The sequence below is a fragment of the Streptomyces sp. NPDC050085 genome, assembly GCF_044460595.1.
Lineage (GTDB): Bacteria > Actinomycetota > Actinomycetes > Streptomycetales > Streptomycetaceae > Streptomyces.
This window is the reverse complement of sequence record NZ_JBITJZ010000002.1, coordinates 84016-107145: the sequence shown is the minus strand read 5'-3', so window position 1 is coordinate 107145 and position 23130 is coordinate 84016. Positions and strand designations below refer to the sequence as shown.

The following is a 23130-nucleotide window of genomic DNA, read 5'->3' as shown; positions in this document are numbered from 1 at the left end:
CATCTCTAACCTCTGTCTACAGATGTGGATGGCGTCTACGTGGGGAGATGGCATGGCGGAGCAGAACGTGGCGGCCCGGCTGCGGGACGGGATGGCGCGAGGGGTGCTGTCGTTCCCGCTCACGAGCTTCGGAGCAAGCGGCGAACTCGACCTGGACGCGTACCGCGCCTACGTGGCCGGGCAGATCGGGTCCGCCCCCGGCGCCGTCTTCCCGGCCTGTGGCACCGGCGAGTTCTTCTCGCTCGACGAGGACGAGTACCGCCGCGTCGTCACGGCCACGGTCGAGGAAGCGGCCGGACGCGTGCCCGTCGTGGCCGGTGTCGGGTACGGCTGGGCGCAGGCGGCCCGGTTCGCGCGGATCGCCGAGGAGGCCGGGGCCGACGCGCTGCTCGTCCTGCCGCACTACCTCGTGCGCGGACCGCAGAGCGGGCTCGTCGCGCAGGTCGAGCAGATCGCGGCGCGGACGCCGCTGCCGCTGATCGTCTACCAGCGCGACCAAGTCGCCTTCTCCGTCGACTCGTTGAGGAAGGTCGCCGCCCTGCCGAACGTCATCGGGCTCAAGGACGGACACAGCGACCTCGACCGGCTCCAGCGCCTCACGCTGGCCGCGCCCGACGACTTCCTCTTCTTCAACGGGGCCGCGACCGCGGAGATCCAGGCGCGCGCGTACGCCGCCGTGGGCGTGCCCGCGTACTCCTCGGCCGTGCACGCCTTCGCGCCCGAGATCGCCGACGCGTTCTTCACCGCCCTGCGCGACGCGGACCACGCCCGAGTCGACCGGCTACTGCGGGAGTTCTACGTCCCCTTCGTCGAGATCCGCGACCGCGTGCCCGGCTACGGCGTCTCGCTCGTCAAGGCCGCGGCCCGGCTGCGCGGTCGCCCCGTCGGGCCCGTGCGCGCACCCCTCGCCGACCCGACGCCGGGGGACCTCGCCGACCTGGAGCGGGTGCTCGCCGCCGGGCTCGACCTCGTCTCGCGCGTCTCCGGGAACACCCTTGCCGGAGCCGCCCGATGACCGCAGCCGCAGCGGCAGCCGCAGGCCTGACCGTCACCGACGTCCGCCTCACGCCGATCCTCGTCGCGGACCCGCCGCTGCTCAACACACAGGGCCTGCACCAGCCGTACACGCCCCGGCTGGTCATCGAGGTCGTCACGGCCGGCGGCGTCACCGGGATCGGCGAGACGTACGGCGACGCCAAGTACCTGGAACTGGCGCGGCCGTTCGCCGAGAAGCTGATCGGGCGTCACGTGTCCGACCTCAACGGCCTGTTCGTGGTCGCCGGCGAGGTCTCCGTGGCCGACGCCCGGGTCGACGGCCAGGTCGACGTGGGCGGTCTGCGCGGCGTTCAGACCGCCGACAAGCTGCGCCTGTCCGTGGTCTCCGGGTTCGAGGTGGCCTGCCTCGACGCGCTCGGCAGGACGCTCGGCCTTCCCGTGCACGCCCTGCTCGGCGGCAAGCTGCGCGACTCCGTCGAGTACAGCGCGTACCTCTTCTACAAATACGCGGACCATCCTGAAGGAATCGCCTCCGAGAAGGACGACTGGGGCGCGGCGCTCGACCCGGCCGGGGTCGTCGCGCAGGCCCGCCTCTTCCACGAGCGGTACGGCTTCGAGTCGTTCAAGCTCAAGGGCGGCTGCTTTGACCCGGAGGAGGAGATCGCCGCGATCAGGGCGCTCGCCGCGGCCTTCCCCGGCAAACCGCTGCGCCTCGACCCCAACGGGGCCTGGTCCGTGGAGACTTCGCTGAAGGTCGCGGGCGAACTCGGGGACGTACTCGAATACCTGGAGGACCCCGCGCTCGGCACGCCCGCCATGGCCGAGGTCGCCGCGCGCACCGGGGTGCCGCTCGCCACGAACATGTGCGTGACGACCTTCGCGGAGATCGAGGAGGCGTTCCGCGCGCGGGCCGTCCAGGTCGTGCTCTCCGACCACCACTACTGGGGCGGACTGCGCAACACGCAGCAACTCGCCGCGATCTGCCGGACGTTCGGGGTCGGCATCTCCATGCACTCCAACACGCACCTGGGGATCAGCCTCGCCGCGATGACGCACGTCGCGTCCACCGTCCCGAACCTGCACCACGCCTGCGACTCCCACTACCCGTGGCAGTCCGAGGACGTGCTCACCGAGCGCCTCACCTTCGAGGGCGGCCGGGTCGCCGTCTCCGACGCGCCGGGCCTCGGCGTCGAACTCGACCGCGACAGGCTCGCGTTGCTGCACGAGCGCTGGCTCGACGAGGGCAACGCCCAGCTGCGCGACCGCGACGACGCCGCCGCGATGCGCGCCCTCGACCCGGAGTGGGTCACCCCGGCGGTGCCGCGCTGGTAGCGGACGGCACTGCCGGCGGACGGCACCGGTGGAACACGACAGCCGTGTGACCGGGGGATGTCACCGGCCGTGGTGCGGGCCCGCTTCGTGCACACTGTGCGGACCCGTACCACGGCAGGGAGCAAGGACGTGAACCACACCCGCCAGGACACCCGCCAGGACCATGCCCACACGGACCCCCTCGCGGCGCTGCGCGCGCCCGGCGACCCGGCCTGCGACGTGTACCTCACCGGCACCGTCTTCCTCGACATCGTCTTCACCGGGCTCGACAGCGCGCCCGTGCGCGGCACCGAGTCCTGGGCCCGCGGCATGGGGTCGAGCCCCGGCGGCGTCGCCAACATGGCGGCGGCGCTCGCCCGGCTCGGCCTGCGCACGTCGCTGGCCGCCGCGTTCGGCGACGACCACTACGGCGAGTACTGCTGGGACACCCTCGAACAGGGCGAGGGCATCGACCTGAGCCACTCGCGCAAGGTGCCCGGCTGGCACTCCCCGGTCACCGTCTCCATGGCGTACGAGGGCGAACGCACCATGGTGAGCCACGGCCACGAGCCGCCGCCGCAGGAACCCGCCCCGCGCTGCCCGCCGCGCGCGAGAGCCGCCGTCGCCTCGCTCGCGCCGGGCGCCGACGCGCCCTGGGTCGGCGAGGCCGCGCGCAAGGGCACCCGGATCTTCGCGGACGTCGGCTGGGACGACACCGGCCGCTGGGACCTGGCCGCGCTGCCCGACCTCGGTGAGTGCGAGGCGTTCCTGCCCAACGCCGAGGAGGCCATGCGCTACACCGGCACGTCCTGTCCGCGCGCCGCCGCGCACGCCCTCGCCGAACACGTCCCGGTCGCCGTGGTCACGCTCGGCGCCGAGGGCGCGTACGCCGTCGACGGCCGCACCGGCGAGACCGCCTCCGTCCCGGCCATCGAGGTCGCGGCCCTCGACCCGACCGGCGCGGGGGACGTCTTCGTCGCCGGGTTCGTCACCGGCACACTCGCGGGCTGGCCGCTCGCCGACCGGCTCGCGTTCGCCGGACTCACGGCGGCGCTCTCGGTCCAGGAGTTCGGCGGCTCGCTGTCGGCGCCCGGCTGGTCGGAGATCGCGGGGTGGTGGCGGCAGGTGCGGTCCTACGACGATCAGGACCCGGCGGCGCTCGAACGCTACGCCTTCCTGGAGCCGCTGCTGCCGGAGGCGGTCCGCCCGTGGCCACTGCGCCGGGCCGTGCCGACGATCGGCTTCGGGGGTTCGGCGTAGCCCGTAGCTCTGTTGAACGCGCCCCGGATCATTGACAGTTGACGTTTCGCGCTCGATTATCGGCGAGATCGCGCACGTTCTTGCACGGATGACTTCTCGCACCGATGACTTCTCGCACCGATGACTTCTCGTGAGTTCCCCGGAGGCGCAGCAACTGTGAGCAGCGGCATCAGCAGACGGTGGGTTCTGGGCGGGGCCGTGGCCCTCGCGACGGTGTCCGGCGGCGGGGTCGCCAGGGCCGCCGGGGCGGGCAGCGCGACGGGCAGCGCGACGGGCAGCGCGACGGCGGGTGGCGGCTTCTCGGTGCGCGCCGCCGAGGACGCCGTACGCCGCCTGCTGCCCCGGCACCACCGGCAGCTCGTGCTGCGCGCCGTCGACGGCGGCGCCGATCGCTACCGGGTGAGCGGGCGCGCCGGACGCCTCGTGGTCGAGGGCACGAGCCCCGCCGTCCTGCTGGCCGGGGTGCACGCCTATCTGCGAGGGGCCGCGCACGCCTCCGTGTCGTGGAACGGGGACGGGCTCGGCCGCCTGCCGCGCGTCCTGCCCGCACCCGCGCAGCCGATCGAGGCCACGGCCAACGTGCCGTACCGCTTCGCCTTCAACGACACCAACGAGGGCTACACAGGACCCCATCGGCAGTGGCCGGACTGGGAGCGCGAGCTCGACGTGCTGGCCGCGCACGGGGTGAACGCGGTCCTGGTGACGCTCGGCGCCGACGCCGTCTACTACGACACGTTCCGTGAATTCGGCTACGGCGAACGGGAGTTGCTGGACTGGATCCCCGGGCCCGCGCACCAGCCCTGGTGGCTGTTGCAGAACATGGCCTCCTTCGGCGGTCCCGTGTCCCGGCAGCTCCTCGAGGCGCGCGCCGAACTGGCCGCCCAAGTAACCGGGCGCGTACGGGAATTGGGCATGGTGCCCGTCCTGCCCGGATACTTCGGGACCGTGCCCGACGACTTCGCCGGCCACCACGCGGGCAGCGACGCCCGCGTCGTCCCCCAGGGCGACTGGGCCGGATTCCCGCGGCCCGACTGGCTCGATCCGCGCACCGGAGCCTTCCGGGACGTCGCGGCCGCGTTCTACCGGCGCCAGCACGAACGCGTCGGCGACAGCGCCCTCTACAAGATGGACCTGCTGCACGAAGGCGGACAGGCCGGTGACGTGGTCGTCGGCGACGCCGCCCGCGCCGTCGAGACGGCCCTGCGCCGGGCGCGGCCCGACGCCGCCTGGGCGATCCTCGGCTGGCAGAGCAACCCGCGCCGCGACATCCTCGACGCCGTCGACAAGACCCGGATGCTGATCGTCGACGGCCTCTCCGACCGGTACGCGACCGTCCAGGACCGCGAGCGCGACTGGGGCGGGACCCCGTACGCGTACGGCTCCATCTGGAACTTCGGCGGCCACACCGCCATCGGCGCCAACCTGCCCGACTGGGTCGAGACCTACCCCAAGTGGCTGCACAAGGACGGCAGTTCACTGCGCGGCGTCGCCGCCATGCCCGAGGGTGCGGACAACAACCCGGCCGCCCTCGCCCTGCTCACCGACCTCGCCTGGGGGAGCGGCGAGATCGCCCTCGACGACTGGTTCGACGCGTACGCCGCGGCCCGCTACGGCGGCGCCGACCCGCACGCCCGCGCCGCCTGGCGCGCCCTGCGCTCCACCGCGTACGGCATGCGCCGCACCGACTCCTGGAGCGAGCCCCCCGACGGCCTGTTCGCCGCGCGCCCCGACCTGGCCGCGGACAAGGCGGCGGCCTGGAGCCCGGCGGCCGAACGGTACGACGTCGTCGCCTTCGACCGCGTGCTGGACGAACTCGTGCGCGTGGGCGGGGAGTTGAGGGGCGGCAGCGCCTATCGCCACGACGCCGTCGACGTCGCCCGGCAGGTCCTGTCGAACCGCAGCCGCGCGCTGCTGCCCCTGATCAAGAGCGCGTACGACGCCGGGGACCGCCCCCTGTTCCGGGAGCTGACCGGGACCTGGCTGGACTGGATGCGGCTGCTCGACCGGCTGCTCGGCGCCTCGCCGCAGCACCTGCTCGGGCGCTGGCTCGCCGAGGCGCGGGCCTGGGGCGCGGACCGGGCCGAGCGGGACCGGCTCGAGTACGACGCCCGGTCCATCCTCACCACGTGGGGCACGCGCGACGGCAGCGAATCGGGCCTGCACGACTACGCGAACCGGGAGTGGGCCGGGCTCGTCGGCTCGCTGTACGCGGGGCGCTGGCAGCGGTACTTCGACGCGCTCGACGCCGCCCTGGCCGACGCCGTGGCGCCCGAGCGCATCGACTGGTTCGCCTACGAGGACGCCTGGGCGCACGGGCACGAGACCCACCCCGCCGAGCCGAAGGGGGACGCGCACCGCCTGGCCGAGGAGGTGCGGGACACCCTCGCCCGCTCCCCGCACCAGATCGCCCTGCACGCGGAGGCCGACCACGCGGCAGTCGAGGCCGGGCAGCCCGTCACGGTGACCGTCTCCTTCACCAACCGCAACGGGTTCGCCGCGGCCGGTGACGTCACCCTGTCCCTCGACGTGCCGGACGGGTTCACGGTCCGCGCCCTCGGCCCGGTCACGGCGCGGTCCGTGGCCTCGGGCGACATCTTCACGGCCCGCTTCGAAGCGGCGCTCGGCGGCGGCCCCGTGACCGGGCTCGTCGCCCGCCTGACCGCCCGCGCCGCGTACACCGCGGGCCGGGGACGGGCCCGCGCGCTCACCGCGCTGCGGCTGCTCGCGGCGGCACCCGTGACCGCCCCCTACGCCACCTTCACCACCAACGGGGCCGTCTTCGGACAGCAGGGCGACGCCTTCGCCATCGAGGGCGGGGGAGCGGACCTGTGGGGCGGCACCAGCGAATACGCGGCCGTGTACCGCGGCGGCGCGTACGGGACCGGGAGCGGCGCCGCCGTGCGCGTCGACGTACAGGACGCGACCGGCGGCTGGGCCCGCGCCGGGCTCGTCGTGCGCAACGACCAGTCGAGCGCCGCCTCCGCGGGCGCCGTGAACCTCGCCGTCACGCCCGCCAACGGCGTGGTCCTGAGCTGGGACGCGAACGGCGACGGCCGCTTCGACACCTATGCCTCGGCGGGTTCCGTCACCGCTCCCGTCCGGCTGCGGCTGCGCCGGGAGGGCGAGACGTACGTCGGTGAGTACAGCGGCGACGGGCAGACCTGGACGGCCGTCGGCACCGCACGCCCGGCCGGTGCGGCGGCAGCGCAGGACGTCGGGGTGTTCATGACCGCGGCGAACGGCGGCTCGGGGCGGCGCGGGATCGCCGCGTTCTCCGGGTTCGAGGTCACCGGGGGCTGAGGCGGCCTCCGGGGCGGTCGGGGCCGGACGGGAAAAGCCCTCGGCCCTGTCAGTGTCGCGTCGTACTCTGGAACGCATCAGACCACGGCTGTCACAAGGAGATTGCGGCCTTCAGAGCCCGCCCATGACGCAGACACCATCCAGCGCCCGCGCGCAGTTCACCGTCCCGGCGAAGCACCCCATGGTGGAGGTCCTCGGATCCGGTGACGCGCTGCTGCGAGTGATCGAGAAGGCCTTCCCGGAGGCCGACATCCACGTCCGGGGCAACGAGATCAGCGCGACGGGCGAGCAGCGGGAAGTAGCCCTCATCCAGCGCCTGTTCGACGAGATGATGCTGGTTCTGAGGACGGGGGCTCCCATGACGGAAGACTCGGTGGAGCGCTCCATCGCCATGCTGAAGGCCAGCGAGGGCGGCGAGGGCGACGGCCAGGAGACCCCCGCCGAGGTCCTCACGCAGAACATCCTGTCCTCGCGCGGCCGCACGATCCGCCCCAAGACGCTGAACCAGAAGCGCTACGTCGACGCCATCGACAAGCACACGATCGTCTTCGGCATCGGCCCCGCCGGCACGGGCAAGACCTACCTCGCCATGGCCAAGGCGGTGCAGGCCCTGCAGTCCAAGCAGGTCAACCGCATCATCCTGACCCGCCCCGCGGTCGAGGCCGGCGAGCGCCTCGGCTTCCTGCCCGGCACCCTCTACGAGAAGATCGACCCGTACCTGCGCCCGCTGTACGACGCGCTGCACGACATGCTCGACCCGGACTCGATCCCGCGCCTCATGGCGGCGGGCACGATCGAGGTCGCGCCGCTGGCGTACATGCGCGGACGCACGCTCAATGACGCGTTCATCATCCTCGACGAGGCGCAGAACACGAGCCCCGAGCAGATGAAGATGTTCCTCACCCGGCTCGGCTTCGAGTCGAAGATCGTGATCACCGGTGACGTGACGCAGGTCGACCTGCCGAACGGGACGAAGAGCGGGCTGCGGCAGGTGCAGGACATCCTGGAAGGGCTCGACGACGTGCACTTCTCGCGCCTGTCGTCCCAGGATGTCGTGAGGCACAAGCTGGTCGGCCGTATCGTCGACGCGTACGAGAAGTACGACACCGAGCACGGCACGGAGAACGGGTCGCACAAGGGCCGTTCCAGAGGGAAGTAGAGAACCAACAGCGCCATGTCGATCGACGTCAACAACGAGTCAGGAACCGAGGTCGACGAGCAGGCGATCCTCGACATCGCCCGCTACGCCCTCGCGCGGATGCGCATCCACCCGCTCTCCGAGCTCTCGGTGATCGTCGTGGACGCCGACGCCATGGAGCAGCTGCACGTGCAGTGGATGGACCTGCCGGGGCCGACGGACGTCATGTCCTTCCCGATGGACGAGCTGCGTCCGCCGGCGAAGGACGACGAGGAGCCCCCGCAGGGGCTCCTCGGCGACATCGTGCTCTGCCCCGAGGTCGCGAAGAAGCAGGGCGAGGACGCGCCGACGCAGCACACCATGGACGAGGAGCTCCAGCTGCTCACCGTGCACGGCGTGCTGCACCTGCTCGGGTACGACCACGAGGAGCCGGACGAGAAGGCCGAGATGTTCGGTCTCCAGGCCGCCATCGTGGACGGCTGGCGCGCGGAGAAGGGGATGGAGGGTCCGTCCCCGGCCCCGACCGTGTCATGAGTCCGTCCCTGATCGCGGGCGCCGTCGCTCTGGTCGTCGTCGCCTGGCTCGCGGCGTGCGCCGAGGCGGGCATCGCCCGCACCTCCAGCTTCCGCGCAGAGGAGGCCGTACGGTCGGGGCGGCGCGGCAGCGCGAAGCTGGCCCAGGTCGCGGCCGACCCGACGCGGTATCTGAACGTGGCGCTCCTGGTCCGCGTGGCCTGCGAGATGGCGGCCGCGGCCCTGGTCACGTACGCGTGTCTCGAGGAGTTCGACGAGACCTGGCAGGCGCTGCTCGTCGCCATCGGCGTCATGGTGCTCGTCTCGTACGTGGCCGTGGGCGTCTCGCCGCGCACCATCGGCCGCCAGCACCCGCTGAACACTGCGACGGCCGCCGCGTACGTGCTCCTGCCGCTGGCCCGGATCATGGGCCCGATCCCGCCCCTGCTCATCCTCATCGGCAACGCGCTCACGCCCGGCAAGGGCTTCCGGCGCGGCCCGTTCGCCTCCGAGGCCGAGCTGCGTGCCATGGTCGACCTCGCCGAGAAGGAGTCCCTCATCGAGGACGACGAGCGCCGCATGGTGCACTCCGTCTTCGAGCTGGGTGACACCCTCGTGCGCGAAGTCATGGTGCCGCGCACCGACTTGATCGTCATCGAGCGGTACAAGACGATCCGGCAGGCGCTGACCCTCGCGCTGCGCTCGGGCTTCTCCCGCATCCCGGTCGTCGGCGAGAGCGAGGACGACGTCGTCGGCATCGTGTACCTGAAGGACCTCGTCCGCAGGACGCACATCAACCGGGACTCCGAGGCCGAGCTGGTGTCCACCGCGATGCGCCCGGCGGCCTTCGTCCCGGACACCAAGAACGCCGGTGACCTGCTGCGCGAGATGCAGCAGCTGCGCAATCACGTGGCCGTCGTCATCGACGAGTACGGCGGCACCGCGGGCATCGTCACCATCGAGGACATCCTGGAGGAGATCGTCGGGGAGATCACCGACGAGTACGACCGGGAACTGCCGCCCGTCGAGGAGCTCGGCGACGACCGGTTCCGGGTCACCGCCCGGCTCGACATCGGCGACCTCGGTGAGCTGTACGGCATCGAGGAGTACGACGACGAGGACGTGGAGACCGTCGGCGGTCTCCTCGCGAAGGCCCTCGGCCGGGTGCCGATCGCCGCGGCCTCCGCCGTGGTGACGCTGCCCGACGGGCGGGAGCTGCGGCTGACCGCCGAGGCCGCGGCGGGCCGCCGGAACAAGATCGTGACGGTGCTCGTGGAGCCGGTCGTCGCACCGGCGCAGGCGGCGAAGGGGGAGGGTTCGGAGTGACACCGCAGGAGTTGCGCGCACTGTGCCTGTCGTTCAACGCGGCGGTGGAGGAGTTCCCCTTCACCCCGGAGACGTCGGTGTTCAAGGTGCTGGGGAAGATGTTCGCCCTCAGTCATCTCGACGCGCGGCCCCTGACGGTCAACCTCAAGTGCGATCCCGAGGACGCGATCCGGCTGCGCCGCGAGCACGAGGGGCTGATCGTGCCCGGGTGGCACATGAACAAGCGGCACTGGAACACCGTCACCGCCGACCGGTCCGACGAGCTGCCCGACCGGATGGTCCGTGAGCTCGTCGAGGACTCGTACGACCTGGTGGTGGCGGGACTGCCGCGGGCGGATCGGCTCCGGCTCGACCGGGCCTAGAGCCCGGGCGTACAGGCGGCCGCGCGCTGTCCACGCGCCCCGAAATGGCCCGACTGCCCCTCCCCAACACAGGGAAGCGGCGGCAGAATGGTGGGGCGCGGCGCCCCCTGCGACGCCACCGCTCCGGGCAAGCCTGCCAGGGAACTCGGAACGGCAGCGTCAGTCTCGGGCGTCCGCCGCTGTCGGCCCCGGCCTTCGGGTCGGGGCTGATTACTGTCACACGTAGGGCAGGATCCACTCCTCGGCGATCTTGTGGATCGCGATCAGCAGGTTCACCAGCGGGATGATCAGAGCCACCCGCTCGGCCCACGTGCGCCTGGTCTTCTGCGGCTGGGGCCCTCCTTCCTCTCCTTGGCGTCCGGACATGTCGCTCAACCCCTTTCCGGTCGGGGAGTTGAGGCTGACGGGCGATCAACTCCTTTGCGGATCTTGGGTGTTGATCGGGTCACACCTCATCAACTTACCCCCGCAGCGTATCCCCGTGTTCGCCAAAAGCACAGTGCCTAAACGAGACCTCTCTCTAAGCCGAGTCCAATCTGCTACCTAGCAGAGTGCGGAGTAAGGGTAGGGTGTGCACAGCACACCCGGTGTGCGGCGTGCGCACACCGGCTTGAGCGATAGTGAAGTGTCGCAACTAAGAGGTCTCGATGAGTCATGTGTATAGCTGCTATGTTGCACAAAGCCGGATGCGGTCGGGGGTGAAGCATTCATGGCAGTGACCAGTGCGGCGCTGCTGCGACTGCAGCTGCGCACCGAGCTGCGCAAGGCGCGGATCGCGGCGGGGCTGACTCAGCGACAGGTTGCCGACCGGATGGAGTGGAGCCCTTCCAAGCTCATCCGGATCGAGGCGGGCGAGGTCGGCATCTCCGTCAACGACCTGCGTCCACTCGTCGCGGCGTACGGCATCTCGGACCGGCGCAAGCTGGAAGAGCTGCTCGACATGGCCCGCGGAAGCCGGCGGATGCCGTTCACCGAGTACCGGGATCTGTACAGCAAGGACTTCATGCAGCGGCTCGCGCTGGAGTCGGGCGCTTCGGTGCACCGCCAGTTCGCCTCGCTGGTCCTGCCCGGTCTGCTGCAGACCGAGGAGTACATGCGGGCCGTGATCCGCGCGTACAGCAAGGAAATGACGTCGGAGGAGCGCGTCGACCGCGTCGTCGAGTCGCGCCTCGCCCGCCAGGAGGTGCTGGACCAGGAGGACGGGCGCGAGTTCAGCTTCGTCCTGGACGAGTCCCTGCTGCGCCGTGTCACGGGAGGCCGGGGGGTGATGCGGGCCCAGCTGGAGCACTTGGCCGAGCTGTCCGAGCGCGAGCACGTGACGCTGCAGATCCTGCCGTTCAGCGTCGGTGCGCACCCCGGCATCCAGGGGCCGTTCACGCTGTTCGAGTTCCAGGCCGAGGGCATGGAGGACGCCCTGTTCCTTGAGGACTCCCGGGGCGTGACCATCGCCTCGACCTCCCCGGAGGAGACCAGGCAGTACCTGGAGCGCTTCTGGGAGCTGGAGGACCTGTCGTTGAAGGACGGGGTCGGCGTGCTGCTGCGGCGTCTGTCGGAGCGCATCGCCGAGGGAGGGGATGAACTGGAGGTGCTGCTGCAGCACGACCCCGTCTGAGCAGGCGTTGTCGCCAACTTGCCGTGAGCGCCGGTAAGTTGGCGGAAATTGTCATGTCTGCGTGCGTGGAATCTGCACGTACTATGGGAGTTCTGCCGTGCGACCCACGGCGCTGTACGGGGGACGCCCCCGGCTGGGCGGTCCACAACCGGGGTGGAGGTCGAGGGTGACTCAGGCACGCGCATGGGCATGGCGCAAGAGCAGCGGATCCGTGGACACGGACGACTGCGTCGAGGTCGCCTGCACGGGCGCCGCGATCCGCGTCCGCGACTCCAAGCGCCGACGCGGCGACGTCATCGCCGTGGCCCCCGACACCTGGGACTCCTTCCTCGGCTACCTGGGCCACCTCACCGACCCGTCGGCCGAGCGCCCCTAGTCCGCTCCTTATGCTCACCTCATGACTGAGAGCACCGACCTCGGCCCCGAGGACCGCAAGATCGTCACCCTGGCCCGCTCCGCGCGGGCCCGCAACGGTGTGCCCGAGGGGGCGGCCGTGCGCGACGAGACCGGGCGTACGTACGTCGCGGGCACCGTCGCCCTCGACTCGCTGAAGCTGAGCGCGCTGCAGACCGCCGTCGCCATGGCCGTGGCGTCCGGTGCGCAGTCCCTGGAGGCGGCGGCCGTCGTCTCCGCTGCGGACGTCCTGCCGGACGAGGACGTGGCCGCGGTGCGTGATCTGGGCGGGGCCGGCACGCCGGTGTTCCTGGCCGGGGCCGACGGTGCGGTGAAGGCCATCCTGGAGGCCGGTCCGCCGCAGTGACCCGGGTCACCCGGAAGGCGCCCGGAACGGTGTCCGTGCAGGTCAGGGCCTAGTTTTCGGCGTGCAACCGGGGGCGGCGTGAAGGGTGCCACATCGGCCGGGGCGGGGGCAGGACGTCCTGGTGGCCGGTCCGGGCTGCCGGTCCCGCAGGCCACGGGCGCGGCGTCGGCGCAAGGGGCGCAGGGCCCGCCCGGGGAACCTTTCGATTCGGGACCTCGGTCCCGTCCGGCCGGGCCGAAGCCCCGCGGATCGGTGCGCGGCGGCGGTCATCGTGGAGTGGTCGCTCCGGCACTGCCCGAGGCGACAGCCGCGTTCCGGGCAGCGTCCTGGCCGCGGTGGCCCCGTCCCCGAACAAAGGCTTCCTCCACGTGTTCACCACCGTTCGCAAGGCTGTCGTCCGCTCCTGTGCCCGTGTCCGCCGCCTGACCACGGCCGCTGCCGTCGTCGGCGCCGGCGGCATCCTGGTGATCGCGGGCACCGGCTCGGCCTCGGCCGCGACGACCGCCTCCCAGACCCAGTGGGACTCGGTCGCGCAGTGCGAGTCGGGCGGCAACTGGGCGGCGAACACAGGCAACGGCTTCTACGGCGGTCTGCAGTTCACGACCTCCACCTGGGCCGCGTACGGCGGCACGCAGTACGCGTCCTCCGCCGACCAGGCCAGCCAGTCCCAGCAGATCGCGGTCGCCAACCAGGTCCTGGCCGCCCAGGGCGCCGGTGCCTGGCCGGTCTGCGGCGCCGGCCTCTGACCGGGAGCAGGACGCACAGCAGAACGCACGGAAGGGCCCGTACCGCAGCGAGCGGTACGGGCCCTTCTGTACAGCGCAGTGGGTCAGACCGCGTCCGGGCCGCGCTCCCCGGTGCGGACCCGGACCACGGACTCCACCGGGACCGCCCAGACCTTGCCGTCCCCGATCTTCCCGGTCCGCGCGGCGCGCACGATCGCGTCCATGGCGGGCTCCGCGTCCTCGTCCGCGACCACGACCTCGATCCGCACCTTCGGGACCAGGTCGACCTGGTACTCGGCGCCCCGGTACACCTCGGTGTGACCGCGCTGGCGCCCGTAGCCGCTGGCCTCGGTGACCGTCAGGCCGTGCACGCCCAGTTCCTGCAGCGCCGTCTTGACCTCGTCGAGGCGGAACGGCTTGACGACCGCGGTGATCAGCTTCATGGCTGCTTGGCCTTTCCTGCGAGGGCAGCGGGGACGTGCGCGGGGTGCGTGGAGGCACTCAGGACGCCGTGATCGTACGCACTCTCCGCGTGCACCGTCTGGTCCAGGCCCGTCAGCTCCTCGTCGGCCGACGCCCGGAAGCCCATCAGCCGGTCGATGCCCTTCCCGATCCCGTACGTGACGAGGAAGGTGTACGCCGCCACGACCAGGACGGCGAGCAGCTGCTTGCCGAGCTGGCCGAAGCCGCCGCCGTAGAAGAGGCCCTCCTTGGCCGTCGAGCCGGTCATCGCCGACGTCGCGAAGAGGCCGATCAGGAGCGTGCCGACGACACCGCCGACGAAGTGCACGCCGACCACGTCGAGCGAGTCGTCGTAGTTGAGGCGGAACTTCCAGGCGACGGCGTACGAGCAGACGACACCGGCCGCGAGGCCCACGACAGCGGCGCCCAGGACCCCCACCACGCCGCACGCCGGGGTGATCGCGACCAGGCCCGCCACCGCGCCCGATGCCGCGCCGAACGTCGTCGGGTGCCCGTCCCGCTTCTGCTCCACGAACAGCCAGCCCAGCAGGCCCGTGCAGCCCGCGATCAGGGTGTTGAAGAGGGAGGCGGCGGCGACGCCGTTCGCGCCGAGGGCCGAGCCGCCGTTGAAGCCGAGCCAGCCGAACCAGAGCAGGCCGGCGCCCATGACCACCATCGGCAGGTTGTGCGGGCGCATGGCCTCCTTCTTGAAGCCGATGCGCGGGCCGAGGACCAGGCACAGGGCCAGACCCGACGCACCCGAGGCGATCTCGACGACCAGTCCGCCCGCGAAGTCCAGGGCGCCCAGCCGGTTCGCGATCCACCCGCCGGGGCCCCAGACCCAGTGCGCGACGGGAACGTATACGAGCAGCGCCCACACGGGTACGAAGACGAGCCACGCCCCGAACTTCGTGCGGTCCGCGACCGCTCCGCTGATCAGCGCGGCCGTGATGATCGCGAAGGTCAGCTGGAAGGTGGTGAAGAGGAAGGTGGGGACCGTGCCGGTGAGCGAGTCCGGGCCGATGCCCGCCATCCCCGCGTGCGACAGATCACCGATCAGGCCCGAGAACGCGTCGTCGCCGAAGGCCAGCGAGTACCCGGCGACGAGCCAGACCACCGTGACCAGGGCGATCGACACGAAGCTCATCATCAGCATGTTGAGGACGCTCTTCGTGCGGACCATGCCGCCGTAGAACAGGGCCAGGCCCGGTGTCATCAGGAGCACCAGGGCGGTCGCGGCGAGCAGCCAGGCGGTGTCGCCCGTATCGAGGACGGGGCCCGGGGAGGCGGCGAGGATCTCGGTCGTGGCAGGCATGCGAGCCAGCGTCACCGGGCCGCGTTTCCGAATCCCTACCCGCGCGTTTCCGCCGTGTTTCGTATTGCCGAGGCGTTACGGGAACCTCACCGTGCTGCACCGCCTCCGGCATCAGGGACAATGGGCGCCATGAGCGTTCACACCCCCGCACCCGGATCCGCGCACCGCGCCGGCTTCGCCTGCTTCGTCGGCCGCCCCAACGCGGGCAAGTCCACCCTTACGAACGCTCTGGTCGGCAAGAAGGTGGCGATCACCGCCGACCAGCCGCAGACCACGCGGCACACCGTGCGCGGCATCGTGCACCGCGAGGACGCGCAGCTGATCCTCGTGGACACCCCCGGGCTCCACAAGCCGCGCACGCTGCTCGGCGAGCGCCTCAACGACATCGTGCGCACCACTTGGGCCGAGGTCGACGTCATCGGCTTCTGCCTGCCCGCGAACGAGAAGCTCGGCCCCGGCGACCGGTTCATCGCCAAGGAACTCGCGTCGATCAAGAAGACGCCGAAGATCGCGATCGTCACGAAGACCGACCTCGTCGACAGCAAGCAGCTCGCCGAACAGCTCATCGCCATCGACCAGCTCGGCAAGGAGCTCGGCTTCGAGTGGGCCGAGATCATCCCCGTCTCGGCCGTCGGCGACAAGCAGGTGGACCTGCTGGCCGACCTGATCGTCCCCCTCCTCCCCGAGGGCCCGGCGCTCTACCCCGAGGGCGACCTCACCGACGAGCCGGAGCAGGTCATGGTCGCGGAGCTGATCCGCGAGGCCGCGCTCGAAGGCGTACGGGACGAGCTGCCGCACTCCATCGCCGTCGTCGTCGAGGAGATGCTGCCGCGCGAGGACCGGCCCGCCGACAAGCCGCTGCTCGACATCCACGCCTTCGTCTACATCGAGCGGCCCAGCCAGAAGGGCATCATCATCGGCCCCAAGGGCAAGCGGCTGAAGGACGTCGGCATCAAGTCCCGCAAGCAGATCGAGGCGCTGCTCGGCACGCCGGTCTACCTCGACCTGCACGTGAAGGTGGCCAAGGACTGGCAGCGGGACCCGCGCCAGCTGCGCAAGCTGGGCTTCTAGTCACTTACCTGTGGGGCTGAGGTCCTGGAGGCCTATCACCCGCAGCAGCTCCAGGCGTTCGTACGTGTCCGTGCCCGGCCGCGCCGAGTGCACGACGAGCAGCTGGCCCGCGCCGTTCCCGTCGCCGAGCAGCACCTCGCAGTCCAGGTCGAGCACGCCGACCACCGGATGCAGGAAACGCTTCGGCGACGGGCGGTGCACCGTCACCTCGTGCGACTGCCACAGCTCCTCGAACTCCCTTGACGCCGCGCGGAGTTCGGCCACCAGCGCGGCCGGGCCCGGGTCGTCGGGACGGGCCGCGGCGACCGCCCGCAGGCCCGCGACGTGGCTGCGGGCGTGCGCCTCGTGGAACTCGGGCGGGAACAGCTCCCGGGCGCCCGGCACCGTGAACCAGCGGCGGATCATGTTCGCCCCCGCGTGGTCGCCGGTCAGCGCCACCGACATCGTGTTCTGCGCCAGCACCTGGCCCCAGTCGCTCAGCACCGACGCCGGCAGGTCGTGCAGCCGGTCCAGGATGAGCAGCAGGCCCGGGCGGACGTGCCCCGAGAACGCGCCGGGCCGCGGCGGCTCCTCGCCCGCCAGGTGGAACAGGTGGTCCCGCTCGGCGTCGGTGAGCCGCAGCGCGCGGGCCAGGGCCGTCAGCATCTGCCGCGAGGGCCTGGCTCCCCGGCTCTGCTCGAGCCGCGCGTAGTAGTCCACCGACATTCCGGCGAGCTGCGCCACCTCCTCGCGGCGCAGCCCCGGCGTACGGCGCCGCGGCCCCGCGGTCAGGCCCACGTCGGACGGGGCCAGGCGGGTGCGGGCGCGGCGCAGGAAGTCGGCGAGTTCGGCTCGGTTCACCCCTCCAGCATCGCTCGGGTCCCGGGTCTTATCCAGGGAGTGCCGGTCCCTGGATAAGGCGGTCTCTCCCGCCGGGCCGCCGTTTCGCCGACGGTGGTGTGCATGGCTACGACAACGAGGAGGCGGCCATGCTGACATTGGTGACAGGGGCGACGGGACAGGTCGGGCGGCGCTTCGTGCCGCGGCTGCTGCAGGGTGCTCCGCTCGGCGACCGGGTGCGGGTGCTGGTGCGGGACGAGGCCCGCGGGGAGCCGTTCGCGGCGCTCGGCGCGGAGGTCGTCGTCGGCGATCTGCGCGACGCGGAGGTCCTGGGCAAGGCGACCGCCGGGGTCGACGCGGTGGTCAATGTCGCCGCCGCGTTCCGTGGCGTGCCGGACGAGGAGGCGCGGGCGGTCAACCGGGACGCGGCGATCGAGCTCGGGCGGGCCGCGGTTGCCTCGGGCGTGAGCAGGTTCGTGCAGGTCAGCACGGGGCTCGTGTACGGGGCCGGGCGGGGCAGGCCGCTCGTGGAGGAGGACGGAACGGTGCCGGGCGGGCACTTCTGGGGCGCCTACCCCGAGTCGAAGTGGGAGGCGGAGAAGGCGCTCGGCGCGCTGGAGGGCCTCGACGACCTGCGCATCGGGCGACTGCCCTTCGTGTACGGGGACGGGGACCCGCACCTGGACCAGGCGGTCCAGTGGGCACCGGCCTGGCCCGCGATGCAGCGGCTGCACATGGGGCATCACGCGGACGTGGCGCAGGGGCTGCGGCGGCTGCTGTACGCGCCCGGGGCGTCCGGGGTCTACAACATCGCGGATGACGCGCCTGTCACCACGGTCGACATTCTTCAGCTGGGCGGGGTGGAGGTGCCTGCGGAGGCGTACGAGAAGGAGGTGCCGGATGCGTGGCACTCCGTGATGTCTACGGCCCGCATCCGCAGGGAGCTGGGGTTCAGGCCGATTTTCCCGTCGGTCTGGACGGCTCTGGACGCCGGGGTCCTGTAAATCGGCAACCTGCAATTGCGCTGAGGTCCCGGGGCTCTGCCCCGGACCCCGCTGCTCAATCGCCGCAGGGGCTTCAACTGCCCGCGGCGATCATCGCCGTGCCCACCGGGCGGAATCCCAGCCTCCCGTAGAGCCGGGCCACGTCATCGTCCCCGGCCGACAAGAACACCAGCCCCACGCCGGCGGCCACCGCATGGGTGACCAGCGTTGACGTCACCGCGAGGCCCAGACCCCGGCGCCGGGCCGCCGGCAGCGTGCCCACCCCGGCGATCTCCGTGACGGGCCCCACCGGCAGGTGCATGCCGGAGCTGAGCGCCGCCCCGTCCTCGACGGCCGCCGCGACGACGAGCCGCCCTGCCCGGATCCGCTCCTGGTATCCGGGCAGGGCCCCGTTCGTCGTCAACTCGGCGAGTGCGCCGGTGACTTCGGCCGGGCCCGCCGTGCCCACCCCGGTGCCGGGATGTGCGAACGCCACCTGCCCGAGCGCCAGCGCCCCGCCCAGGAACGGGTCCTCCGCGTCGAGCACCCGCACCGCCGGGTGCGGCTCCCGCCCGGTGAAGTCGGCCGCGTCCAGCGCCATCAGGGGGTGGGAGTGCACCTCGAGTCCCGCCTCGAGGGCCGCGTCCCGCAGGCCGGGCGTCGTCTCCGCCACCCACTCGAACGCCTCCGGCACCCCCAACTCCCGCTGCCGGGCACGTACTTCAAGCACATCGGAAACGCTCGGCGCGGGCGCGCCGGGTCGCAACGCGGGTCGCGCGTAGTACGGCCAGCCGGCCCCTTCGCGGACGAAGAGGGTGAGGGAGCCGAAGTCCTCCACCCGGGCTGCGGCGCGCGGCACCGTGTCGTAGTAGCGCTCAAGATCGTCGAGAAGCATGGTGCCGACGTTATGCGACGCTCTTGATCCGGCGCACCAGAATTGCGCCCGCCAGACCCACCCCCGCCGCCACCAGGTACAGCACCCGGTACCCGCCCAGCTGGTTCACCAGCGGAGCGGCGAGCGCCGGGGCGGCCACCTGGGGAAGGGAGTTGGCGATGTTGATGACGCCGAGGTCCTTGCCCCGGTCGAGCGCGGCGGGCAGCACGTCCGTCATCAGGGCGAAGTCGACCGAGGTGAACACCCCGAAGCCGATGCCGAGCAGGGCGGCCGCGACGATCGCGCCCGGCCAGGTCTGCCACCCGGAGAGCATCCCCGTCGCCGCCGCCATCAGCACGCCCGACCACAGCACGAACGGCTTGCGCCGGCCGACGCGGTCGGACCAGGCGCCGCCCACGACCACGGTGGCGAGCAGCGTCACCCCGTTCACGGCCGTCAGGATCAGCACCCCGGAGTCCGGGTCGTCGTAGTGGAGCCGGTCCCGCAAGTAGTAGAAGAGGTAGAGCAGGACCAGGGAGTTGCCCAGGTTGATGAGGAAGCGCGTCAGCCACGCCCACGCCAGGTCCGGGTACCTGCGCGGGCTCAGCCAGAAGCCCGCGGCGAAACCGCGCCACGACCACGCGGGACGCGCCGCCCGTGCGAGCCGCAGGTCCCGGTGGCGCAGCACGTACGGGGCCACGCCCACCAGCGTGAACACGGCGCACGCCACGTACCCGGCCCCGACCCCGCCCGCCACGGTCGCAAGGCCCGTGCCGACGACCACGCCCAGGATCTGCGCGGCCCCCAACCAGCCGCCCACGGCGCCCCGTTGGAGCCGCGGCACCCGGTCGGGCACGGCCGCGGTGACCGCCGCGAACGCCGCGTTCAGCGTCAGCTGCACCAGGCACCAGCCGAGGAAGACCACCCACAGCGCACCGGCCCCCGCGAGCAGCAGCAGTGACAGCGCACCGCCCGCGGTGCCTGCCACGATCCAGGGCGTACGCCGCCCGAAGCGCGACACCGTACGGTCGGAGAGCGCGCCGAACAGCGGGTTCGCGGCGAGCGACACCACCGCCCCGACGCCCGTCACCCACGCGAGCAGCGACTCCTTCGACATGCCGGTGCCGGGCGCGAAGTGCTCGGACTGCTTGGCGAGCAGGATCTGCAACGGGCCGTACCAGCCCACCCAGATCGCCCCGTTGGCCAGGGACAGCGCCGCCGTCCAGCTCCTGCCGACCCGCTCGGCGGGCTCCTCCAGGGCGAGGGCCGTCATGCGCGGGAGGCCCGCTGCGCCCGCAGCGCGTCGCGCAGCCAGCCGTACGAGGCCTTCGGCGTGCGCACCTGCGTCGTGTAGTCGACGTGCACGAGACCGAAGCGCTTCGTGTACCCCTCTGCCCACTCCCAGTTGTCCAGCAGCGACCAGACGAAGTAGCCGCGTACGTCCACGCCCTGTTCCAACGCCCGGTGCAGCGCCCGCAGATGGCCGTCGAGGTAGGCGATCCGCTCCCGGTCGTCGACACCTTCGTACGCGCACCCGTTCTCGGTGACGACGAGCGGGGGCAGCCGGTCGCCGTAGCGGTCGCGGAAGCCGGTGAGGAGCTCCGTGAGGGCCTCGGGGACCACCGGCCAGTCGAAGTCCGTCTTCGGATGTCCCTCGATCTCCCTTACGGAGAAGGGGAGTTCGGCGGGGAGCGTGAGGCCGGAGAACTCGACGTCCGCGGTGCCGGGGGCGCCCACCTTCGTCGGCTGGTAGAAGTTGATCCCGTACCAGTCGAGGGTGTCCTCGGAGATCACCTTCAGGTCAGCCGCGAGGTCGTCGCCCGGCATCAACTCGCCGAATCCGTCCGGGTACCGGCCGAGGATCAGCGGGTCGGAGAAGAGCCGGTTGAGGATGATGTCGTACAGGTCGGCGGCCTCGACGTCGGCCTGCTCGGTGGACGCGGGCCAGGTCGGGCCGTGCGAGTTGGCGATGCCGATCTCGCGTGCGCCCGCCGCGCGCAGCGCCCGCGCCGCGAGACCGTGCCCGAGGAGCTGGTGGTGTGCCACCGGCAGCGCGTCGAAGAGGAGCTTGTGGCCCGGCGCGTGTTCGCCCAGCGCATGGCCCAACAGGGTGTGTTCCGCGGGCTCGTTGAGGGTGATCCAGCGTGTCACGCGGTCGCCGATGCGGGCCACGACCGTCGCCGCGTGGTCGGCGAAGCGCGCTGCCGTGTCCCGCTCGAGCCAGCCGCCCCGCTCCTGCACCTCCACCGGCAGGTCCCAGTGGAAGAGCGTGGGGACCGGGAGTACGCCCTGCGCGCACAGCTCGTCGACGAGCCGGTCGTAGAAGTCCAGACCGCCCGTCGTGAGCACCCGCGGCCAGGAGACGGAGAAGCGGTACGCGTCCACGCCCAGGTCGCGGACGAGCGCCACGTCCTCCCGGTGGCGGGCCACGTGGTCGCAGGCCGTGTCCGCCGTCGAGCCGTCCCTGATCCGGCCGGGCTCGGCGCTGAACGCGTCCCAGATCGAGGGCGCCCGCCGGTCGGCCGCGCCCTCGATCTGGTGGGCCGACGTGGAGACGCCCCACAGGAAGCCGGGTGGGAAACTCGGCAGGGGCGACAGCGGTTCCTCGGTGGCGGTCATGGGCGCGATCATCCGTACTGGCGAGTACGGAAGTCAACGCCCTTGCGCCCACCTGGAGTTACGCCCCTTCCATCAGGCCCCTTCCTTCAATACGCGCGTGATCAGCTTGCGCTGTTCCTCGGTGATCCGGGGGTCCGCGCAGTACACGGTCCGCCCGTCCACGGTGATGGTGTAGCTGAAGCCGTCCGGCACTCCTATGGGCGGCGTGCCCCGGCCGTCGGCCAGCGCCTTCTCGGCCAGGGCGTGCCACTCGAGGGCGTCGGTGCGCCCCGCCGTGTCGACCTCGGCGTGCCGGTCGATGCCGGCGAATCCGCCCGTGCGCGTGACGTGGATACGCATGAGTTCCTGTCTACACCCGGGGGGACGCTCAGTGCGTGGGTACGCCGACCTGTTCCCAGGCCTTCAGGACCGACTGGTACTCCTCGCCGCCGCCGTACCGTGCCTGCGCGGCCTCGACCGTGAGCTTCGCGAAGTCCTTGAACAGGGCCTTCTCCTGCAGCTTGCCGCCGGTGAGGGTGTCGTACCAGATCTGCCCGGCCCGCTCCCACGCGTGCCCGCCGAGCGACTCGGCGAGGATGTAGAACGCGTGGTTGGGGATGCCGGAGTTGATGTGCACGCCGCCGTTGTCCCGGCCGGTGGTCACGAAGTGGTCCATGTCGGCGGGCTGCGGGTCCTTGCCGAGCACGTCGTCGTCGTACGCCGTGCCGGGCGCCTTCATCGAGCGCAGGGCGACGCCCTGGACGTTCGGTGCGAGCAGGCCCGCGCCGATCAGCCAGTCGGCTTCGGCGGCGGTCTGGCCGAGCGTGTACTGCTTGATCAGCGAGCCGAAGACGTCGGACATCGACTCGTTCAGGGCGCCTGGCTGGCCGAAGTACGTCAGGTTCGCCGTGTACTGCGTGACGCCGTGGGTCAGCTCGTGGCCGATGACGTCGACGGGGATGGTGAAGTCGAGGAAGATCTCGCCGTCACCGTCGCCGAACACCATCTGCTCGCCGTTCCAGAAGGCGTTGTTGTAGTCCTGGGAGTAGTGCACCGTCGCGTTCAGCGGCAGACCGTTGCCGTCGATCGAGTAGCGGGAGAACTTCTCCAGGTACAGCTGGAAGGTCGCGCCCAGACCGGCGTAGGCGCGGTTGACGGTCGCGTCCTTGCCGGGCTTGTCGTTCTCGCCGCGGACCTTGCGCCCCGGCAGGTCCGTGCCGTGCCGGGCGTCGTAGATGGTGCGGCGGGGCTTCTTCGCGCCGGACTCGGGGGCCGCGGCCAGGGACGGGGCGCCGAGGACGGTCGTCATGCGGCGGTGGGTGCGCTCGAAGGCGTCGCGCTCGAGGCTCTTGCGGGCTGCCGCGGCGGCGGCGGTGTTCCCGGACCGGGCGACCTGGTCCTGGACGTGGGGCGGCACGATGGTGCAGAAGACGGGCTCGAACCCTTCCGGGTGTCCCGTGAGGTTGGCGGTCATGCGTGGCAATGTGGCACTGGGTCATGCCGCTGTCACTACCTGCAACCATGATTGCTGAAATAGAGGCATTGATCACCTCTTGACCGATACTCGAGCGCGGTCCCGCATACTGATACGGCCCTCCTGTTCCGGCGCGACTCGGCTAAGGTGCGATGCATCATGCGTTTCGGGCTGCTTCTCCTTAGCTGCCGCGGCGAGGGCCTGTAGTCGAGGCCGACCCCCTCCCCGCGGA

At 71.6% G+C, this 23130-nt stretch carries 22 protein-coding genes and 1 pseudogene; 14 read left to right on the top strand and 9 right to left on the bottom strand.

Translation table 11 applies throughout. The annotated features are described in order from the left end of the window. Positions 1 to 52 precede the first annotated feature (52 nt). The 8 genes from ACIBUY_RS08890 (at position 53) to ACIBUY_RS08855 (ending at position 10205) form a co-directional block, all read left to right on the top strand. Positions 53 to 1015 carry a 5-dehydro-4-deoxyglucarate dehydratase gene (locus ACIBUY_RS08890; protein ID WP_399152221.1) on the top strand — a complete coding sequence of 321 codons (963 nt, stop codon included), beginning with the start codon at positions 53 to 55 and terminating at the stop codon, positions 1013 to 1015. Further along, entirely contained in the window at positions 1012 to 2328 is a 1317-nt protein-coding gene (locus tag ACIBUY_RS08885; protein WP_399152220.1) for a glucarate dehydratase family protein, read from the top strand. The genes ACIBUY_RS08890 and ACIBUY_RS08885 overlap by 4 nt, the downstream gene beginning before the upstream one ends. A gap of 57 nt (positions 2329 to 2385) precedes the next feature. Beyond that, positions 2386 to 3567, top strand: coding sequence for a carbohydrate kinase family protein (locus ACIBUY_RS08880; RefSeq protein WP_399152219.1), 1182 nt, complete (start codon positions 2386 to 2388; stop codon positions 3565 to 3567). 156 nt (positions 3568 to 3723) lie between these two features. Beyond that, positions 3724 to 6867: an alpha-N-acetylglucosaminidase TIM-barrel domain-containing protein gene (locus ACIBUY_RS08875; RefSeq protein ID WP_399152218.1), complete on the top strand. Its 3144-nt coding sequence runs from the start codon at positions 3724 to 3726 to the stop codon at positions 6865 to 6867. A gap of 124 nt (positions 6868 to 6991) precedes the next feature. Then, complete coding sequence (locus ACIBUY_RS08870; protein WP_365577364.1) at positions 6992 to 8026, top strand: PhoH family protein; 1035 nt, start codon at positions 6992 to 6994, stop codon at positions 8024 to 8026. A 15-nt stretch (positions 8027 to 8041) separates the two neighbouring features. Next, positions 8042 to 8539: an rRNA maturation RNase YbeY gene (gene ybeY, locus ACIBUY_RS08865; RefSeq protein WP_399152217.1), complete on the top strand. Its 498-nt coding sequence runs from the start codon at positions 8042 to 8044 to the stop codon at positions 8537 to 8539. Continuing rightward, positions 8536 to 9843 (top strand): hemolysin family protein, encoded by a 1308-nt coding sequence (locus ACIBUY_RS08860; RefSeq protein ID WP_365577360.1) that lies wholly within the window; start codon positions 8536 to 8538, stop codon positions 9841 to 9843. Before ybeY ends, ACIBUY_RS08860 begins: the two co-directional genes overlap by 4 nt. Beyond that, entirely contained in the window at positions 9840 to 10205 is a 366-nt protein-coding gene (locus ACIBUY_RS08855) for an MmcQ/YjbR family DNA-binding protein (protein ID WP_365577358.1), read from the top strand. The genes ACIBUY_RS08860 and ACIBUY_RS08855 overlap by 4 nt, the downstream gene beginning before the upstream one ends. Positions 10206 to 10421: 216 nt before the next feature. Here ACIBUY_RS08855 and ACIBUY_RS08850 read toward each other — a convergent pair whose 3' ends face one another. Further along, positions 10422 to 10571: a hypothetical protein gene (locus tag ACIBUY_RS08850; RefSeq protein ID WP_365577356.1), complete on the bottom strand. Its 150-nt coding sequence runs from the start codon at positions 10569 to 10571 to the stop codon at positions 10422 to 10424. Between the two features lie 343 nt (positions 10572 to 10914). On the opposite strand from ACIBUY_RS08850, the gene ACIBUY_RS08845 reads away from it, so the two are divergent. The 4 genes and pseudogenes from ACIBUY_RS08845 to ACIBUY_RS08830 form a co-directional block, all read left to right on the top strand. Then, positions 10915 to 11817, top strand: a complete 903-nt coding sequence (locus ACIBUY_RS08845; protein ID WP_365577354.1) for a Scr1 family TA system antitoxin-like transcriptional regulator — start codon at positions 10915 to 10917, stop codon at positions 11815 to 11817. Positions 11818 to 11983: 166 nt separating this feature from the next. Next, positions 11984 to 12193, top strand: coding sequence for a DUF397 domain-containing protein (locus ACIBUY_RS08840; protein ID WP_365577352.1), 210 nt, complete (start codon positions 11984 to 11986; stop codon positions 12191 to 12193). A gap of 21 nt (positions 12194 to 12214) precedes the next feature. Next, on the top strand, positions 12215 to 12577 hold the full coding sequence (locus ACIBUY_RS08835; protein ID WP_365577348.1) for a cytidine deaminase: 363 nt from the start codon (positions 12215 to 12217) through the stop codon (positions 12575 to 12577). A gap of 422 nt (positions 12578 to 12999) precedes the next feature. Then, positions 13000 to 13320 (top strand): annotated as a pseudogene (locus tag ACIBUY_RS08830) (transglycosylase family protein); the annotation flags it as partial. A gap of 86 nt (positions 13321 to 13406) precedes the next feature. Here the strand turns inward: ACIBUY_RS08830 and ACIBUY_RS08825 are convergent. After that, the gene (locus ACIBUY_RS08825) at positions 13407 to 13745 is read right to left on the bottom strand and encodes a P-II family nitrogen regulator (protein ID WP_365577346.1); all 339 of its coding nucleotides are present in this window, start codon (positions 13743 to 13745) and stop codon (positions 13407 to 13409) included. After that, entirely contained in the window at positions 13742 to 15079 is a 1338-nt protein-coding gene (locus ACIBUY_RS08820) for an ammonium transporter (RefSeq protein WP_399152216.1), read from the bottom strand. Before ACIBUY_RS08820 ends, ACIBUY_RS08825 begins: the two co-directional genes overlap by 4 nt. Positions 15080 to 15199: 120 nt before the next feature. Here ACIBUY_RS08820 and era point away from each other — a divergent pair, with 120 nt between their 5' ends. Continuing rightward, entirely contained in the window at positions 15200 to 16150 is a 951-nt protein-coding gene (era, locus tag ACIBUY_RS08815) for a GTPase Era (RefSeq protein WP_365577342.1), read from the top strand. On the opposite strand, the gene ACIBUY_RS08810 is transcribed toward era, so the two are convergent. Continuing rightward, positions 16151 to 16990 (bottom strand): helix-turn-helix transcriptional regulator, encoded by an 840-nt coding sequence (locus ACIBUY_RS08810; RefSeq protein WP_365577340.1) that lies wholly within the window; start codon positions 16988 to 16990, stop codon positions 16151 to 16153. A gap of 128 nt (positions 16991 to 17118) precedes the next feature. Here ACIBUY_RS08810 and ACIBUY_RS08805 point away from each other — a divergent pair, with 128 nt between their 5' ends. Then, positions 17119 to 17973 (top strand): NAD-dependent epimerase/dehydratase family protein, encoded by an 855-nt coding sequence (locus ACIBUY_RS08805; RefSeq protein ID WP_399152215.1) that lies wholly within the window; start codon positions 17119 to 17121, stop codon positions 17971 to 17973. A gap of 73 nt (positions 17974 to 18046) precedes the next feature. On the opposite strand, the gene ACIBUY_RS08800 is transcribed toward ACIBUY_RS08805, so the two are convergent. The 5 genes from ACIBUY_RS08800 to ACIBUY_RS08780 all read right to left on the bottom strand — a co-directional run bounded on the left by ACIBUY_RS08800 (position 18047) and on the right by ACIBUY_RS08780 (position 22898). After that, entirely contained in the window at positions 18047 to 18847 is an 801-nt protein-coding gene (locus ACIBUY_RS08800; RefSeq protein ID WP_365577337.1) for a GNAT family N-acetyltransferase, read from the bottom strand. A gap of 10 nt (positions 18848 to 18857) precedes the next feature. Next, entirely contained in the window at positions 18858 to 20099 is a 1242-nt protein-coding gene (locus ACIBUY_RS08795) for an MFS transporter (protein ID WP_399152214.1), read from the bottom strand. Further along, positions 20096 to 21445 carry a GH1 family beta-glucosidase gene (locus ACIBUY_RS08790; RefSeq protein WP_399152213.1) on the bottom strand — a complete coding sequence of 450 codons (1350 nt, stop codon included), beginning with the start codon at positions 21443 to 21445 and terminating at the stop codon, positions 20096 to 20098. Before ACIBUY_RS08790 ends, ACIBUY_RS08795 begins: the two co-directional genes overlap by 4 nt. 72 nt (positions 21446 to 21517) lie before the next feature. Further along, positions 21518 to 21784 (bottom strand): protealysin inhibitor emfourin, encoded by a 267-nt coding sequence (locus ACIBUY_RS08785; RefSeq protein ID WP_365577301.1) that lies wholly within the window; start codon positions 21782 to 21784, stop codon positions 21518 to 21520. A 28-nt stretch (positions 21785 to 21812) separates the two neighbouring features. Then, positions 21813 to 22898, bottom strand: a complete 1086-nt coding sequence (locus ACIBUY_RS08780) for a M4 family metallopeptidase (RefSeq protein WP_365577299.1) — start codon at positions 22896 to 22898, stop codon at positions 21813 to 21815. Positions 22899 to 23130 lie beyond the last annotated feature (232 nt).

Bases quoted from the DNA above. Each gene is read 5' to 3' on its own strand.
- ACIBUY_RS08890 (WP_399152221.1), top strand. From the start codon at position 53: ATGGCGGAGCAGAACGTGGCGGCCCGGCTGCGGGACGGGATGGCGCGA.
- ACIBUY_RS08850 (WP_365577356.1), bottom strand. From the start codon at position 10,571: ATGTCCGGACGCCAAGGAGAGGAAGGAGGGCCCCAGCCGCAGAAGACC.
- ACIBUY_RS08835 (WP_365577348.1), top strand. From the start codon at position 12,215: ATGACTGAGAGCACCGACCTCGGCCCCGAGGACCGCAAGATCGTCACC.
- ACIBUY_RS08870 (WP_365577364.1), top strand. From the start codon at position 6,992: ATGACGCAGACACCATCCAGCGCCCGCGCGCAGTTCACCGTCCCGGCG.
- ACIBUY_RS08795 (WP_399152214.1), bottom strand. From the start codon at position 20,099: ATGACGGCCCTCGCCCTGGAGGAGCCCGCCGAGCGGGTCGGCAGGAGC.
- ACIBUY_RS08880 (WP_399152219.1), top strand. From the start codon at position 2,386: ATGTCACCGGCCGTGGTGCGGGCCCGCTTCGTGCACACTGTGCGGACC.
- ACIBUY_RS08820 (WP_399152216.1), bottom strand. From the start codon at position 15,079: ATGCCTGCCACGACCGAGATCCTCGCCGCCTCCCCGGGCCCCGTCCTC.
- ACIBUY_RS08790 (WP_399152213.1), bottom strand. From the start codon at position 21,445: ATGACCGCCACCGAGGAACCGCTGTCGCCCCTGCCGAGTTTCCCACCC.
- ACIBUY_RS08805 (WP_399152215.1), top strand. From the start codon at position 17,119: ATGCTGACATTGGTGACAGGGGCGACGGGACAGGTCGGGCGGCGCTTC.
- ACIBUY_RS08780 (WP_365577299.1), bottom strand. From the start codon at position 22,898: ATGACCGCCAACCTCACGGGACACCCGGAAGGGTTCGAGCCCGTCTTC.
- ACIBUY_RS08845 (WP_365577354.1), top strand. From the start codon at position 10,915: ATGGCAGTGACCAGTGCGGCGCTGCTGCGACTGCAGCTGCGCACCGAG.
- ACIBUY_RS08785 (WP_365577301.1), bottom strand. From the start codon at position 21,784: ATGCGTATCCACGTCACGCGCACGGGCGGATTCGCCGGCATCGACCGG.
- ACIBUY_RS08800 (WP_365577337.1), bottom strand. From the start codon at position 18,847: ATGCTTCTCGACGATCTTGAGCGCTACTACGACACGGTGCCGCGCGCC.
- ACIBUY_RS08825 (WP_365577346.1), bottom strand. From the start codon at position 13,745: ATGAAGCTGATCACCGCGGTCGTCAAGCCGTTCCGCCTCGACGAGGTC.
- ybeY (WP_399152217.1), top strand. From the start codon at position 8,042: ATGTCGATCGACGTCAACAACGAGTCAGGAACCGAGGTCGACGAGCAG.
- ACIBUY_RS08885 (WP_399152220.1), top strand. From the start codon at position 1,012: ATGACCGCAGCCGCAGCGGCAGCCGCAGGCCTGACCGTCACCGACGTC.
- era (WP_365577342.1), top strand. From the start codon at position 15,200: ATGGGCGCCATGAGCGTTCACACCCCCGCACCCGGATCCGCGCACCGC.
- ACIBUY_RS08860 (WP_365577360.1), top strand. From the start codon at position 8,536: ATGAGTCCGTCCCTGATCGCGGGCGCCGTCGCTCTGGTCGTCGTCGCC.